Raw genomic sequence first — 16,036 nt, 5'->3', positions numbered from 1 at the left:
CTCCTCAGGCACGCGCCAGTGAATCCGCCACTTTTTCGAGGAATTTCACCGGTGACTTGATCACCACTTCGGTTTTCACTCGTACGATGGGTTTGCCCTGAAAGCGTTCTTCACCGTTGATCTTCACATCAATGGCGAGGATCACCACGTCAGCGGCAGCGATGTCTTCACGCGTCAACGCGGTTTCAGTGCCGATGGTGCCCTGGGTTTCAACGTGGATGGTGTGGCCCAGTGCATGAGCGCCTTTGATCAGTTTTTCACGCGCAATATAGGTATGCGCGATGCCTGCCGTGCAGGCCGCTACACAGACGATATTCATGTGTCACCTCAAAAAGTTAGGGGATTAACAGAGGTCGGTTTCGGCGTACTGGCTAAACAGCCGGATGATATTGCTGGGGTCGTTTTCCACCAGCAGTTGGGCTATCACCTCATCATCGGCCAGCGCGCTGGCCACCTGCGACAACAGGCGAATATGGGTGGTGTTCTGATCTTCCAGTCGCACCGCGAAAAGGATGATGCAGCGCACCTGGCTGCCATCGAGCGTTTCCCAGGGGATATCCTGTTGGGTACGACCAATGGCTAATGTGGTGTGTTGGACGGCGGAAGACTTGCCGTGCGGAATGGCAACGTGGTTTTCGAACCCGGTTGAGCCCTCAGCTTCACGCAGCCAGACATCTTCAATAAAGGCTGCACGATCGGTGATGGCGCCGTCCTGATATAGCAGATCGGTCAGTTCGTTGATCACTTCTTCTTTGGTGGTGGCGGTGAGCGCCAGGTTAACGCGGCGTGGCGTCAGAATGCGGGAAATGTCCATGGGTTTTACCTCATTCAATTAATGTTCAGCCAACGCGCAGTGCGCGCCGTCCGGCAGCTGGCTGCCAATCATGGCGTCAGTGACCCGCCGGATATCGTCATCGTTAAAAAATGCACTCACATACACTGCTGGGATTGGCCCGGCGTTGAGATGGATAGTGGTGATCACTAAATCCACTGTCTGGTTCTGACAAAACGCGGCGTGATTGCTGGCAGAGACCACACCCGCAATTTCCCAGTCAGGGAACGCCCGCAGGATGCGGCTCTTAAGCAGATGCGACGTCCCCACGCCGCTGGAACACACCACCAGGATGCGTTTATGGGCAATTTGCCGCTCCAGCGCGGCCTGGAAATGCACGCAGAGATAACCGATTTCGTCGTCAGCCACTGGCGAAAGCCCATAAGTGCGAGCAGTTAATTGCATCGCCTGGTGCGTTAACGAAAATATGCCTTTCATTTCCTGCTGAATATCCTCCAGCAGCGGATTGCGAATATGAATATGATATTTGAGTCGATTTAATAGTGGCTTTATATGCACCAGTAAGCCGTCAAATAATAATCGGTCCTGCGCTAAATCTTGCTGAATAAAGGCTGCGAAACGATCAATTAATTCACAGGTTATTTTTACGGACTCTGCGGTGCAGAATTGATTATGCATCGGCGCATTATCGCCGCGCTCTTCCACCACAATGCCGGATGACACGATATATTGATAAATAAAACCCACTTCATCGGCGGGCAGGGCACAGCACATCCGCTGTTCAATCTGCGTCACCATTTGCTGGGCAATCAGTAAAATGCGCTGATCGAGATCCTGCATTGTGGCCAGAGTTGCCAGTGCCAGCGCATTCCCCTGCGCCATCCGGTGCATCATGATCAGAATATGGGTGCAGAGATTCAGATACCAGGCATCGCCCAGCGGGTAACTGAGTTGCTGCTCCATCTGTTGCAGCAGCGTCTGCACAAAAGCCACATCCTCATCGCCAAAATAATGCACCAGTGCCTGCTGGCTGCCGGGATCGAGACGCGGCAACAGCGGCGTACCGGCAACGTTTTGCTGCATCACATCATTGATCAGGGAGACCATTGCCTGACGCAGCGCCTGTTCGTTACCTTCGATATGGGTGCCACCTGGCCCACGTTGCAGCGTCAAACCCAACGGCTGTAGCCACTCTTCAATCACTTTCAGGTCATTCACAATCGAGGCGTGGCTGATAAAATAGCGTTCCGACAGCTTACTGATAGAGGTCGCACGCGGGGCGTCACTCAGCAACTGCGAGGCAATTTTTACTCGGCGGCTGTTTTGCCCCAGCGCATCGGCACTGCTTTCATCGCCGTTGAGTTGCTGCTCCAGTTGCAGGCGCTGCTGGATATCATCAACCCGCAAACGCACGCCGCGGCCTGGGGTTTTCTCCAGCGTCAGTGACCAGCTACCAAGCCAGCTTTCCAGCCACTGCAAGTCGCGCTGAATCGTCTTTTCTGACACGCCCAACTGTAGGGCTAATTCTCTGATCGGCTGAGGTGCAGCATGTTGCAACAGCAGTTTGACTAAACGGTGTTGTCGCGAAGTCAGTATTTGCATTCGGTCACCCTTTATTTTGGCAAAGCGTTTTTAAGATTATTTCCTCGTTATCTATTTCTTCATGCCAGAAATCAGGAGCGCAATATTGATGTCTTATGGAGTATAAATTTAGGAAAGGACGGTGTAAGCAACAATACTAAATGTTGTCCATGATTACGGACAGCTTTAATACACCTGAAATTGTTAATAATTAATTGCGATCCTGCTCACATATTAATGGGAATATTGATTGTGATATTGATCTCATTCCTTTTTCATTTTCCAACCGATATCACGTTATTTAATGCCATACGATTCTGCCTGCGGTCATTGGCTTCCCTGTGACTAACTCGCACGAATAAGGTACTATCCTCGCCAAATGAGCGCCGGATGCCCCGCCGTTGCGGGCCACGAAGTGAGGATGCGAGCTTAATGAGCGAATTGACGCAGGATGGTGCAGAGCGTCTTGCCCTGCACAAATTTACGGAAAACGCGTACCTGAACTACTCCATGTACGTGATCATGGACCGCGCACTGCCGTATATCGGCGATGGCCTCAAGCCGGTGCAGCGCCGAATTGTATACGCAATGTCGGAACTGGGCCTCAATGCCAGCGCCAAATTCAAAAAATCTGCCCGTACCGTCGGTGACGTATTAGGTAAATACCATCCGCATGGCGACAGCGCCTGTTATGAAGCGATGGTGTTGATGGCACAGCCATTCTCCTATCGCTACCCGCTGGTGGATGGTCAGGGCAACTGGGGTGCGCCGGACGATCCCAAATCCTTCGCCGCGATGCGTTACACCGAGTCACGCCTCTCCAAATATGCCGAGATTTTGCTGGGTGAGTTAGGACAAGGCACGGTCGATTACATCCCGAACTTTGACGGCACCATGCAGGAGCCGAAGATGTTGCCGGCACGTCTGCCGAATATCCTGCTGAACGGCACCACCGGTATCGCCGTGGGCATGGCCACCGATATCCCACCGCACAACCTGCGTGAAGTGGCGGAAGCGGCGGTGAAGCTGATCGACAAACCCAACACCACGCTGGATGAGTTGCTGGATATTGTGCAGGGCCCGGATTATCCGACCGAAGCCGAGATCATCACGCCGCGCAGCGAGATTCGTAAAATCTACCAAAGCGGGCGCGGTTCGATCCGTCAGCGCGCGGTGTGGAAGAAAGAAGATGGCGATGTGGTGATCACTGCACTGCCGCACCAGGTTTCCGGTGCGCGCGTGCTGGAGCAGATCGCTAACCAGATGCGCAATAAAAAGCTGCCGATGGTGGAAGATCTGCGTGATGAATCCAACCACGAGAACCCAACGCGTCTGGTGATTGTGCCACGCTCGAATCGTGTGGATGTGGAGCAGGTGATGAATCATCTGTTTGCCACCACCGATCTGGAAAAGAGCTATCGCGTTAACCTGAATATGATTGGGCTGGATAACCGTCCGGCGGTGAAAAACCTGCTGGAGATCCTGTCTGAATGGCTGGTGTACCGTCGCGATACCGTGACGCGCCGCCTGAACTATCGTTTAGAGCGCGTGCTGCGCCGCCTGCATATCCTCGAAGGTTTGCTGGTGGCGTTCCTCAACATTGATGAAGTGATTCACATCATCCGTACCGAGGACGAGCCTAAGCAAGTGCTGATGTCACGCTTTGAACTCAGCGATACGCAAGCCGAATCCATTCTGGAACTGAAACTGCGCCATCTCGCCAAACTGGAAGAGATGAAGATTCGTGGTGAGCAGGCGGAGCTGGAGAAAGAGCGCGATCAACTGCAGGCGATTCTGGCGTCCGAACGCAAGATGAGCAACCTGCTGAAGAAAGAATTGCTGGCAGATAGCCAGACCTACGGTGACGATCGCCGTTCGCCGCTGCATGAGCGTGAAGAAGCTAAAGCGCTGAGCGAAACCGAGCTGGTGAGTGCCGAGCCGGTGACGATTGTGCTGTCGCAGATGGGCTGGGTGCGCAGCGCCAAAGGCCACGATATCGATCCAACCGGTCTCAGTTACAAAGCCGGTGACAGTTACCTCGCCGCCGCACGCGGTAAGAGCAATCAGCCAGTGGCCTTTATCGACTCCACCGGCCGTAGTTATACGCTGGATCCGACCTCGTTGCCGTCGGCGCGCGGGCAGGGCGAGCCGCTAACCGGCAAACTGACGCCGCCGCCAGGTGCCGCGTTTGAACAGGTGCTGATGGAAGCGGACGACCAAAAACTGTTGATGGCCTCCGATGCGGGTTACGGCTTTATCTGTACCTTTGCCGATTTGATTTCGCGCAACCGCGCCGGTAAAGCGCTGCTAACGTTGCCAGACAATGCCAAAGTGATGACGCCAATGGCGGTGCATTCGGGCGATGATATGCTGCTGGCGATTACCCAGGCCGGACGTATGTTGATGTTCCCGGTGGGCGATCTGCCACAGATGTCGAAAGGCAAAGGTAATAAAATCATCTCTATTCCATCAGCGGATGCCGCTGCGGGCGTGGATAAGCTGCAGTGGTTGCTGATTCTGCCGCCGGGCAGTTCGATTACCCTGTATGTCGGCAAACGTAAGCTGATTATGCGCGATGAAGATCTGCAAAAAGTGCGTGCCGATCGCGGTCGTCGTGGCAGCGTGTCGCGTGGCCTGCAGCGCATTGATAGCGTGGAAGTGAACGCGCCAGCGCGCCCGAAAAGTGACGCCAGTAGCGAAGAATAAGACTGACCAGGCAATGGATTGCCCAACTTGAGGAAGCTATGTTACTAATTTTACGCACGATTATTGTTATCGTTTATTCGATTTTGGTGTGCATCTTCGGCAGTATCTGGTGTTTGTTCTCACCGCGTAATCCTCGCCATGTGGCGACGTTCGGCCATATGTTTGGTCGCCTGTCGACGGTGTTTGGCGTCAAAGTCGAGTTGCGCAAACCCGCCGACGCGGAGAGCTATGGCAATGCGATTTACATTGCCAACCATCAGAACAATTACGACATGATCACGGCGGCGAAGATCGTGCAGCCGACCACGGTCACCGTCGGCAAAAAGAGCCTGCTGTGGATCCCATTCTTTGGTCAACTCTACTGGCTGACCGGTAATTTGCTGATTGACCGTGATAACCGCGCAAAAGCGCATGGCACCATCGGTGAACTGGTCGAGCAGTTTAATAAAAAGAAGATTTCATTCTGGATGTTCCCGGAAGGTACCCGCAGCCGTGGTCGTGGTTTACTGCCGTTTAAAACCGGTGCGTTTCATGCTGCAGTGGCAGCAGGTGTGCCGATCATTCCTGTGGTGGTGTCGAATACCCACGGCAAAGTGAAACTTAATCGCTGGAATAACGGCCTGGTGATTGTTGAAATGCTGCCGCCAGTGGATACCAAACAGTTTGAAACCACCTCGGTGCGCAAATTAGCCACCCACTGCCGCGAATTAATGTCTGCTAAGCTGGAAGAATTGAACGCCGAAGTCGCCGAACGCGAAAAAAACGGTAAACTCTAGCCATCCACGGGGTAGAAACGCTGCCCCGTGCTCATCACAGCAAAAACTCACTAACAAGAACAACATGGACACGGCGTCTTCACGCCCCGCTCAAAAGGTCTGAAGTTTTATGTCTTGCAGCAGACGTCAGTTTATTCAGCTTTCCGCCGGTGTTGCGCTGGCGACCAGTAGCATGCCTTATGCCGCCTACGCTGCGGCTCCGATGGGCGATGTGCCGCTTCCTGTTCCGCCACTGCTTGAGTCTCGCCGTGGCCAACCGCTCTTTTTGACGCTGCAACGCAGCCATTGGTCATTTAGCGGTAATAACAATAAAGTGCCGGTCTGGGGTATTAATGGCATGTACCTCGGTCCCACGGTGCGCGTCTACAGCGGCGATGACGTGAAGTTGATTTACAGCAACCGTCTCAACGAACCGGTGGCGATGACGGTAAGTGGATTGCAGGTGCCGGGTGCCTTAATGGGCGGTGCACCGCGCATGATGTCAGCCGGCGTTGACTGGGCGCCGGTATTGCCGGTACGTCAGGGCGCATCGACCTTGTGGTATCACGCCAATACGCCAAATCGTATGGCGCCACACGTCTACAACGGTCTGGCGGGCATGTGGCTGATTGAAGATGACGTCAGCAAAGCGCTGCCGCTGCCCAAACACTATGGCGTTGATGACTTCCCGCTGATTATCCAGGACAAGCGTCTCGATAACTTTGCCACGCCGGTTTATAACCCACCATCAGACGGCGGTTTCCTCGGGGATACGTTGCTGGTCAACGGCGTGCAGAATCCGTATGTCGAGGTGTCGCGTGGTTGGGTGCGTCTGCGCCTGTTGAATGCTTCGAACGCGCGTCGCTTTGATTTGAGCTTCTCGGATAATCGTCCGTTTACCGTGATTGCCAGCGATCAAGGCTTCCTGCCTGCGCCCGTTGCGGTGCAAACGCTGTCGCTGGCACCCGGTGAACGCCGTGAAGTGCTGGTGGATATGTCGCAGGGCGATGAAGTCTCGATTACGGCAGGGACTGCGGCGGGCCTGATGGATCGCCTGCGTGGTCTGTTTGAACCTTCCTCCATCCTCGCCAACACGCTGGTTCTGAGCCTGCGGCCCACCGGCTTACTGCCGCTGGTTACCGACAATCTGCCGATGCGTTTATTAGCGGATCAGATTCTGGATGGCGTGGCGGTGCGCACGCGCGAATTCCGCATTGGCGACAGTGTGCCGGGCATCAATGGCGCACTGTGGGACATGAGCCGCATCGACACCACGGTGCAGCAGGGCACCTTTGAACGCTGGATTATCCATGCCGATCGCCCGCAATCGCTGAATATTCAGGGCGTGATGTTCCTGATCAAAAGCGTCAATGGCGCACAGCCGATGGGCGAAGATCGCGGCTGGAAAGATACGGTGTGGGTGGATGGTGATGTGGAGTTGCTGGTGAGCTTCCCGCAGAGTTCGTCGGATCACTTCCCGTTTGTCTACTACAGCCAGACGCTGGAATTAGCCGACCGCGGCACGGCGGGGCAGTTGCAGGTCAATCCGGTGCCATAAAAAAAAAGGTGCGCAGTGATGCGCACCTTACAACAGTTCGTCAAATCGACAGGGTCACGATTCATAGCAACCCGCACATGACCGCATGGCTGTTGTGAAGCCAATACAGGCGAGCACGCATTGACCGTATTCGCCTGGCGGTTAAACGGTGCCGACTTAGCCGTTAAAGCTCTCCGGATCCGGCCCCAAACGATTCCCTTTATCCAGCTTAGTGATCTCGCTGATCTCGGGTTTTTCCAGTCTGAAGTCGAACACCTGGAAGTTTTCACGAATACGTTCCGGCGTCACCGATTTTGGAATCACCACTAATCCGCTATCCAGATGCCAGCGAATGACAATCTGCGCTGGCGTCTTACCGTATTTCTTCGCCAGTTCGCGGATGATCTCCTGATCGAATACTCCTTTACCGCCTTGCGCCAGCGGGCTCCAGGATTCGGTTTGGATTTGATGCAGTGCGTTCCAGGCATGCAGGGTGCGCTGTTGCAGCATCGGGTGCAGCTCAATCTGGTTCACCACCGGCGAGACGCCTGTTTCATCGATCAGGCGTTTGAGATGGGCTTCATGGAAGTTACAGACGCCAATGCTTTTGGTTAAGCCCTGCTGTTGCAGCTCAATCATCTTTTTCCAGGCTTCAACGTAGTGATCTTTTTCCGGGCACGGCCAGTGCATCAGATAGAGATCGACGCTCTCCAGTTGCAGCTTCTTCAGGCTGGTCTCAATCGCCTGCTGACCGTTCTGCTGGTCGTCATTCCACAGTTTGGTGGTAATGAAAATGTCTTCGCGTGCGACATCGGTGTCCTGCAGTGCCTGACCGACGGCTTCCTCATTTTTGTAGATGGCGGCGGTGTCAATCGAGCGATAGCCTACTTTTAGGGCCTCGACAATCGCCGCCCGGGCATCCTCGATACTCGCTTGCCAGACACCGAGTCCGAGTTGCGGCATCATATTGCCGTCGTGCAGTTTGATAATGGGTTGCTCTGCCATAGTTGCTCCTTATCTGTCGCAGTGACTTACCGTAAAAGCGCTGTGGTTAAGTCTAGTCAACAAACTCAACCGCAGGATCATTGTGGCAATCACCTCGCCCTTTTACCCTGGTCATTTCTGCCAGAATCTTGCCTGATTCTGCTGAAGGGTGGAGCTTTGAGCAGCATTGCGGCACACTGATTTTTTTGCTGCCTGAGAGTGATCCATGCCGAACGATGCCCTTTGCCGCCAGCTGGCGCAGCGCGTAACCGCGCTAATGAATGATGCGCGTAAGCCGCTGTGCGCTGTGGAAAACGTCAAGCTCATCTACGCCTGCGAAACGCTTCCGCGCACGCCGATGATGTATCAACCCGGCATTGTGATTCTTTTTCAGGGACGTAAAACCGGTTATCTCGGCAGCACGGTGTTTCATTACGACGCCACGAAGTATTTGATGCTGACCGTACCGCTGCCGGTGGAGTGCGAAACCGAAGCCACTCCGGAAGAGCCGTTGGCCGGCATGTGCCTGAGCGTGGATATCGCCAGCTTGCAGGATCTGTTGATGGATATTGGCGACGACGAACAATTTCAGCCGCAGTTGCAGACTTCTGGTATCCATTCGGCGTTTATGAGTGAAGAGATGCTGTGCGCTGCCGAGCGTTTGCTGGATGCGATGAGCCATCCGCGTGATGCGCGCGTGCTGGGCCCACAGCTGGTGCGGGAAATTATCTACTATGTGCTCACCGGCCCGATTGGCGGTGCGCTGCTGTCGCTGGTGAATCGTCAGACCCAGTTCAGCCAGATTGCGCGCGCCTTGCGACGCATCGAAAGCCATTTCGCCGAAAGCCTCAGCGTCGATATGCTGGCAGCCGAAGTGAACATGAGCGTTTCGGCGTTTCATCACAACTTTAAAGCCGTCACCCAAACCTCGCCGCTGCAATATCTGAAGCGCTATCGTCTGCATCAGGCACGATTAATGATGTTGCAGGATGGGATGAAAGCCAGTGCGGCAGCGGTACGTGTAGGCTATGAAAGCCCTTCGCAATTCTCGCGGGAGTTTAAGCGCTATTTCGGCGTGACGCCGGGAGAGGAAGCCAGCCGCGTGCGCCAAACGTTACCGTTTGACGCCGCGTCTTAATCATATTTTCTGGCGGCGTTTTTTCCAGATCACCACGATGCTGCCGGTCAGACCGACAAACAGCAACACCATCGGCAGCACCATCAGCACCGCCATCACCTGATCTTCGTGACGCTTGATAAACGGCACCTGACTGATGCCATAGCCCATGGCGACCACAATCCCGACCCACAGCGCGCCGCTCAGCCAGTTAAACAGCTGGAAGCGCCCATTCTGTAAACCGGAAATGCCCGCCATGGTCGGCAGCAAGGTACGAACAAACGCCAGGAAACGCCCGACCAGCAGCGCCATCAAACCGTGGCGGTTAAACAGATTCCAGGCGCGCTGATGATATTGCGCCGGCAAATGCATCAACCAGCTTTTGACCATCCGCGTATTGCCCAGCCATCGTCCCTGTAAATAACTCAACCAGCAACCCAGGCTGGCGGCAGTGGTCAGAATCACCATGGTGGGCACGAAATCCATCACGCCTTTGGCAATCATGGCGCCTGCGAGCAGCAACAGGCTGTCACCCGGCAGAAAAGAGGCAGGCAACAAACCGTTTTCCAGAAACAGCGTTAAAAACATCACGCCGTAGACAATCCACACGACATCCGGATTGGCCAGCGCGGCAAAATCCTGATGCCAGAGCGCGTGAACAATCTCATGTAAAACACCCATCTGCTATCCCATCGAGTCACAAGGATTCTATTTTAACCATCTGTGGCATCGCAGACGTTGATCTCACCGATGCGGCACGAAATGGTTTAGGTTTTGTTTAAATATTTACTGTTTTAAGCGCGCAAAGCCCGCTTTCAGGTCGTTCAGCAGGTCATCAACGTGTTCAAGACCAATATGCAAACGCACCAGCGTACCGTCGAAATCGACGCCGCCTGCCGGGCGAATCTCCGCTAGCTCTTCCGGTTGATTGGCCAGAATCAGGGATTCATAGCCACCCCAGGAATAAGCCATGCTGAAATGGTGGAAGTGATCGAGGTAATTCGCCAGCTGCTCACGGCTCAATTTTTCATGCAGGATGAAGGAAAACAGTCCGCTGCTGCCGTTGAAATCGCGCTGCCAGAATTCATGACCTTTACTCTGCGCCAGCGCCGGATGGTTAACGCGCGCCACTTCCGGTTGAGCGGCCAGCCATTCGGCAACCTGCAAACCGCTCTCTTCATGCTGGCGCAAACGCGTACCGAGCGTGCGCAAGCCGCGACTGGCCATGTATGCCGTATCGGCATCCACCATCTGGCCCATCAGGTACGAGTTTTCACGCAGCTGCGGCCAGCAACGTTCATTGGCGACGGCAGTGCCAATCATCGCATCGCTGTGACCAATAATGTATTTGGTGCCCGCCTGAATCGAAATATCGATGCCATGCTCCAGCGCGTTAAACAACACGCCCGCCGCCCAGGTATTATCAATCATGATGATCGCGTCGGGCGCTTTCGCACGTACGGCGGCGACGATGGCGGGAATGTCCTGCACTTCCATGGTGATGGAGGCGGGAGATTCGAGGAATACCACGCGCGTGTTTGGCTGAATCAGTTCACTGATTTCGCTGCCGATGCAGTGATCAAAGAACGTGGTGGTGACATTCAGCTTACTGAGAATTTTGGTGCAGAAATCTTGCGTCGGTTCATACACGGCGCCGCTCACCAGAATGTGATCGCCCGCTTCGACAAAAGAGATAATCGCATTGGATACTGCCGCTGCACCGCACGGATACAGCGCGCAACCCGCGCCGCCTTCCAGTTCGGTCATGGCGTCTTGCAGCGAGAAGTGGGTGAGGGTGCCACGGCGACCATAAAAAAGCTCGCCCGATGCACGACCTGCCGTCGCCCGTTTTTTGTCAGCAACCGTGTCAAAAACCAGTGAAGATGCGCGCTGAATGACGCTGTTAACTGAGCCCTGAGTGTAACGTTTGCTTCGTCCCGCGCTAACCAGCGTGGTATCAATTTTATTCGTTGCCATCACTGCCTTTCCTGACACTTACCACAAAACATCCACGTTACCACGAAACACTGCAGTGGGTTGACCCTGATTGCGGATTATCGGAGTCAGTCGATGAATTGGCCGGGCAAAAGCGCGTCCCTGCGATTTCGCGTTACATCACACCCATGACATGCGGCAGCCACAGCGATAGCGCGGGCACGTAAGTGATCAGCATCAGGATGAAAAACAGCGTGACGTAGAAGGGCAGCATGGCCGTCACCACTTGCTCAATTTTCTGTTTACTGACGGCGCTGGCAACGAACAACACGGTACCGACCGGCGGGGTGATCAGACCGATACCCAGGTTGGTCATCATAATCATGCCAAAATGCACAGGATCGATGCCCAGACTGGTGGCAACGGGCAGCAAGACTGGGGTTAAAATCAGAATAATAGGGGCCATGTCCATCAAGGTGCCGATCACCAGCAGTAACACGTTGATGCACATCAGAATCACGTATTTATTATCAGAGATGCTGGTGAAGGCATCGGTGATCATGGTCGGCAGTTGCATAAAGGTCATCACTGCGCCAAAGCCCGCCGCAAAGGCAATCAATACCATCACAATGGTGACGGTTTTGATGGTACGAAACACCAGAATATGCAGCTGATTCCATTTGAAATCGCCATAAATAAACATCGTGACAAAAAACGCCCAAAGGCAGGCGATCGCAGCGGATTCCGAAGCGGTAAAAATGCCGGAAAGAATACCGCCCAAAATAATGACGATGGTAAACAGTCCCCAGAACGCATCGAAGAAGATTTTCACCGCCTGACGCAACGGAATGGCTTCGCCTTTGGGATAACCGCGCTTGCGTGCGAACGCCAGGCACATCACCATCAAACAGAATCCCAGCATCAGCCCGGGGATAATACCCGCAACAAACAACGAGGATATGGTAACGACGCCACCGGTGGCCAGCGAGTAGATCACGGAGTTATGGCTGGGCGGCGTTAATACCGCCTGCACTGAACCGCTGGCGGTCACGGCGGCGGCGAAATCTCGCGGATAACCTTTTTGCTCCATTTGCGGGATCATCACCGACCCGATCGAGGCGGTATCGGCCACTGACGATCCTGAAATGGCGCCAAAAAATGTCGATGCCACGATATTCACCAACGACAAGCCCCCGCGGATAAAACCGACGAAGATATAGGCAAAGTTCACCAGGCGGCGGGCAATCCCTCCCTCGGCCATGATCGCCCCGGCCAAAATGAAGAACGGAATGGTGAGGAGTGAAAATTTGTTGACCCCGTTGGTGATCTGAATCACCACGGCTTCCAGTGGCAAATCAATCCACCAGGCGCCAATAAAAGCGGCAAACCCCACGGCAAACGCCACCGGAAAGCCGACCAACAGCAGCAACACCAAACTACCAACCAGAATGAAAGCATCCATTTTAGTGCTCCGAATTTAGTGTGTGCCGCCCAGCGTCACCAGCGGACGCTGACTTTGATCGCCATTCAGTATTCGCTCGATCACAAACAGCAGCGTAAACAGCGCGCCGATTGGAATGGGCAGATACATTTCGCCATACGTCACAGCAGGCATTGCCGCCAGCGGTTGAATCCACATGGCCTCGCACAAGCTGTAGCTGGCCTGCAGCAGGATGAGACAGACCACGATCAGCAGCAGGTTGCACAGCCGTTGTGCCCATTTTTGCCCAGCCTCAGAGAGGCGATCGGTCACCATCGACACACAAATGTGTGTGCCTGCCCGCAATCCGACGGGCGCACCAATAAAGGTAAAGATGATCATGCAGACGATAGCGACCGGCTCCGGCCATGAGAGGGCACCATTTAGCACATAGCGCGCGAAAATACCGATGGGTATCACCGTGACCATGATCAACAGGGCTACCGCCGCGATGCCCATGCACAACAGATAGAGCCCATCCATCAAACGGGAATATGCATTCATGCTTCGTTACCTGAGCAAGGCGCCACGCGGTCGCGCGGCGCTGAGAGGGTTATTTCACATCCGCAATCTGTTTCATCAGATCCTGATAATTGCCGCCAAACTGGTCGCGCACCGGTTGCGTGGCTTTCATAAAGTAATCGCGGTTGGTGTCCTGGAATGTCACGCCGCCGGCTTTCATTTTCTCCACTGACTGGGCGGTGTAAGTGGCCCACAGCTGGCGCTCTTCATCCTGCGCTTCCTTGCCGAGTTTCTTCAGCAGCGCCTGATCTTCTGCGGAAAGCCGTCCCCACGAGGCTTTAGAGAACAGGATCATCTCCGGCTGAATAAAGTGGCCGCTCAGGGTGTAGTACTTCGCCACGGGCAGATAGTTGTGGGCGACAAACGTCGGTGGATTGTTCTCTGTGCCATCGACCACGCCGGTTTGCATGGCGCTAAACACTTCGCTGACGCCCATTGCCACAGGATTGGCACCCATCGCTTTCAGCGTGGCCAGTGAAATGGCACTGTTCTGCACGCGAATTTTCATCCCCTGTAAATCTTCGGGTTTGGTGATGGGTTTTTTGGTGATCATGTTGCGTGTGCCCGCGTCGGTCCAGCCGAGGAACACCATGCGCGTGCGGGGATCGTTATCGAATTTTTCGACAATCTGTTTGCCGACATCGCCATCCAGCACCTTGTGCATGTGGTCTTCATCGCGGAACACATAGGGCAGGGTTAGCACACTGGTTTCAGGGGCGATAGTGGTGACAGGAGCCAGCGAGACGCGAATCATGTCAATCGCGCCGAGCTGAACCTGCTGCAGCGTTTGATCCTCATCGCCCAGCACGCCGCCAGCGTAAACCTTCAACTCTAATCGTCCTTGCGTCGCTTCTTTTAACTTATCGCCCATATGCTGCAGCGCGACCACAGTGGGATAACCGGCGGGCTGTACTTCCGCGACTTTTAACACTTTGGCGTGAGCACCACTCGCCAGCAGCATAACCAGAGAAGAGATTGCAATCGTGAGTCGTTTTTTAGATGTCATTATTATTGCTCCAGCTTAGTGATCATTAGCGGTGTCAGGCACACCACAATCGGGAAGGGCTGGCTCAGAATAGTGAAATTGCGCTGGCGAAAAAGTGGTCAAATGTTGATTGGATGAAATACATCACATTTTGAAACGATGTTTTAATAAATTTTCAATTTAGCTCACATTTGTAAAACATCAGCCAGCGCATCCATAAAAACCACATAGATTGTTAGAAATTGAAGCATTAATCGTTTGTAAATAGTAATGAGAACTACTATCACTTCGGTCAATTTTTTTGCTATGATCCGCGCTTCAATCGTGAACTGTGCAACAGAAGTTGGAGACGCAGCGTGGTAGCCAGTGATTTGATGCAAACGGACCTCTCCGTTTGGGGCATGTATCAGCATGCCGATATCGTGGTAAAAGTGGTGATGATTGGCCTGTTACTGGCCTCGGTTGTCACCTGGGCGATTTTCTTCGGCAAGTTTGCTGAGCTGAGCGGGGCGAAACGTCGCCTGAAACGCGAACAGCAGGCGCTGGGCGAAGCGCGTTCGCTTAAAGATGCTTACCGCGCCGCTGAAAGCTTCAAAAGTAACAGCCATAGTGCGGTGTTGCTGAACGATGCGCAGAATGAGCTGGAACTCTCTGCAGGTACCGAAGACCTTGATGGCATTAAGGAACGTACCAGCTTCCGCCTTGATCGTCGCGTTGCGGCATTCAGCCGTCATGCCGGTCGCGGTAACGGCTTCCTCGCTACCATCGGTTCTGTTGCACCCTTCATCGGTCTGTTTGGTACCGTTTGGGGCATCATGAACAGCTTTATCGGTATCGCTAAAACCCAGACCACCAACCTCGCTGTTGTGGCGCCGGGCATCGCAGAAGCGTTGCTGGCGACCGCGATTGGTCTGGTTGCTGCTATTCCTGCTGTTGTTATCTACAACGTCTTCGCGCGCATGATTGCCAGCTACAAAGCCTCATTGGGTGATGTTGCGGCGCAGGTGATGCTGCTGCAGAGCCGCGATCTGGATCTCGGCAATGTGGACACCGCGAAAGAAGCGACCCGTCCGACGGCGGCACAGAAACTGCGCGTAGGATAAGTATTATGGCGATGCGTTTAAACGATGACTCGGTAGGCGATGGCGAAATGCATGAAATCAACGTGACGCCGTTTATCGACGTTATGCTGGTTCTGCTGATCATCTTTATGGTCGCCGCGCCATTAGCCACGGTGGATGTGCGTGTTAACCTGCCTGCCTCCACCAGCGCACCGCAACCGCGTCCGGAAAAACCGGTTTATCTATCTATTAAGGAAGATAAGCAGATCTATATCGGCAACGATGCGGTCACCAAAGAGACGCTGGTGAATGCGCTGACGGCGCAGACCGAAGGCAAGAAAGACACCACCATCTTCTTCCAGGCGGATAAGTCAGTGGATTATGAAACCCTGATGAGCGTGATGGATCAATTGCGTGAAGCGGGTTATCTGAAGATTGGTTTGATGGGCATGGAGACGGTGAAGAAATAAATCCCCCCTCTTATCGCTCATAAGGGCCGCCATCGAAAGCGGCCCTTTCTATTTTCTCCCGCCGTCAATGTTAATTTCTTGTTACTTTTGGTATCACTTTTGTAAACTGC

15 protein-coding genes are annotated in these 16,036 nt (G+C 54.0%); 6 read left to right on the top strand and 9 right to left on the bottom strand.

What is annotated here, in order from left to right:
- Window positions 1–4: 4 nt before the first annotated feature.
- Genes CRO33_RS10695 through CRO33_RS10685 form a run of 3 tightly spaced genes read right to left on the bottom strand, consistent with a single transcriptional unit; the run spans window position 5 to window position 2,395 of the window.
- A complete protein-coding gene (locus CRO33_RS10695) occupies window positions 5–319 on the bottom strand; it encodes a PTS fructose transporter subunit IIB (RefSeq protein ID WP_034828411.1) in 315 nt (104 codons plus the stop codon).
- Window positions 320–343: 24 nt separating this feature from the next.
- Complete coding sequence (locus tag CRO33_RS10690) at window positions 344–814, bottom strand: PTS sugar transporter subunit IIA (protein WP_034828413.1); 471 nt, start codon at window positions 812–814, stop codon at window positions 344–346.
- Between the two features lie 18 nt (window positions 815–832).
- Window positions 833–2,395: a BglG family transcription antiterminator gene (locus CRO33_RS10685; protein ID WP_097118136.1), complete on the bottom strand. Its 1,563-nt coding sequence runs from the start codon at window positions 2,393–2,395 to the stop codon at window positions 833–835.
- A gap of 411 nt (window positions 2,396–2,806) precedes the next feature.
- On the opposite strand from CRO33_RS10685, the gene parC reads away from it, so the two are divergent.
- The 3 genes from parC (at window position 2,807) to ftsP (ending at window position 7,393) form a co-directional block, all read left to right on the top strand.
- Window positions 2,807–5,080, top strand: a complete 2,274-nt coding sequence (gene parC, locus CRO33_RS10680) for a DNA topoisomerase IV subunit A (protein WP_097118135.1) — start codon at window positions 2,807–2,809, stop codon at window positions 5,078–5,080.
- A 38-nt stretch (window positions 5,081–5,118) separates the two neighbouring features.
- Window positions 5,119–5,856: a 1-acylglycerol-3-phosphate O-acyltransferase gene (locus CRO33_RS10675; protein ID WP_058961927.1), complete on the top strand. Its 738-nt coding sequence runs from the start codon at window positions 5,119–5,121 to the stop codon at window positions 5,854–5,856.
- A 109-nt stretch (window positions 5,857–5,965) separates the two neighbouring features.
- On the top strand, window positions 5,966–7,393 hold the full coding sequence (ftsP, locus tag CRO33_RS10670) for a cell division protein FtsP (protein ID WP_097118134.1): 1,428 nt from the start codon (window positions 5,966–5,968) through the stop codon (window positions 7,391–7,393).
- Between the two features lie 156 nt (window positions 7,394–7,549).
- On the opposite strand, the gene dkgA is transcribed toward ftsP, so the two are convergent.
- Entirely contained in the window at window positions 7,550–8,377 is an 828-nt protein-coding gene (gene dkgA / locus CRO33_RS10665; RefSeq protein ID WP_034828419.1) for a 2,5-didehydrogluconate reductase DkgA, read from the bottom strand.
- Between the two features lie 205 nt (window positions 8,378–8,582).
- Between dkgA and CRO33_RS10660 the strand changes: the two genes are divergently transcribed.
- Entirely contained in the window at window positions 8,583–9,494 is a 912-nt protein-coding gene (locus CRO33_RS10660; protein ID WP_034828421.1) for an AraC family transcriptional regulator, read from the top strand.
- Here CRO33_RS10660 and CRO33_RS10655 read toward each other — a convergent pair whose 3' ends face one another.
- From CRO33_RS10655 to CRO33_RS10635, 5 genes are all read right to left on the bottom strand, one after another.
- Entirely contained in the window at window positions 9,495–10,154 is a 660-nt protein-coding gene (locus CRO33_RS10655; protein WP_034828422.1) for a DedA family protein, read from the bottom strand.
- Window positions 10,155–10,259: 105 nt separating this feature from the next.
- Window positions 10,260–11,450, bottom strand: coding sequence for a cystathionine beta-lyase (metC, locus tag CRO33_RS10650; protein WP_034828423.1), 1,191 nt, complete (start codon window positions 11,448–11,450; stop codon window positions 10,260–10,262).
- Between the two features lie 133 nt (window positions 11,451–11,583).
- On the bottom strand, window positions 11,584–12,870 hold the full coding sequence (locus CRO33_RS10645) for a TRAP transporter large permease (protein ID WP_097118133.1): 1,287 nt from the start codon (window positions 12,868–12,870) through the stop codon (window positions 11,584–11,586).
- Window positions 12,871–12,885: 15 nt separating this feature from the next.
- Complete coding sequence (locus CRO33_RS10640; protein WP_097118132.1) at window positions 12,886–13,392, bottom strand: TRAP transporter small permease; 507 nt, start codon at window positions 13,390–13,392, stop codon at window positions 12,886–12,888.
- Window positions 13,393–13,441: 49 nt separating this feature from the next.
- Entirely contained in the window at window positions 13,442–14,416 is a 975-nt protein-coding gene (locus CRO33_RS10635) for a TRAP transporter substrate-binding protein (protein WP_097118131.1), read from the bottom strand.
- A gap of 353 nt (window positions 14,417–14,769) precedes the next feature.
- On the opposite strand from CRO33_RS10635, the gene exbB reads away from it, so the two are divergent.
- Both exbB and exbD read left to right on the top strand, forming a co-directional pair.
- A complete protein-coding gene (gene exbB / locus CRO33_RS10630) occupies window positions 14,770–15,498 on the top strand; it encodes a tol-pal system-associated acyl-CoA thioesterase (RefSeq protein ID WP_176505760.1) in 729 nt (242 codons plus the stop codon).
- A 5-nt stretch (window positions 15,499–15,503) separates the two neighbouring features.
- Window positions 15,504–15,926: a TonB system transport protein ExbD gene (gene exbD, locus CRO33_RS10625; RefSeq protein ID WP_034828432.1), complete on the top strand. Its 423-nt coding sequence runs from the start codon at window positions 15,504–15,506 to the stop codon at window positions 15,924–15,926.
- The last annotated feature ends 110 nt before the right edge of the window (window positions 15,927–16,036 follow it).

This window comes from Pantoea sp. GL120224-02 (assembly GCF_900215395.1).
GTDB classification, from domain to species: domain Bacteria; phylum Pseudomonadota; class Gammaproteobacteria; order Enterobacterales; family Enterobacteriaceae; genus Pantoea; species Pantoea communis.
This window is presented reverse-complemented; position numbering and strand designations above follow the sequence as displayed.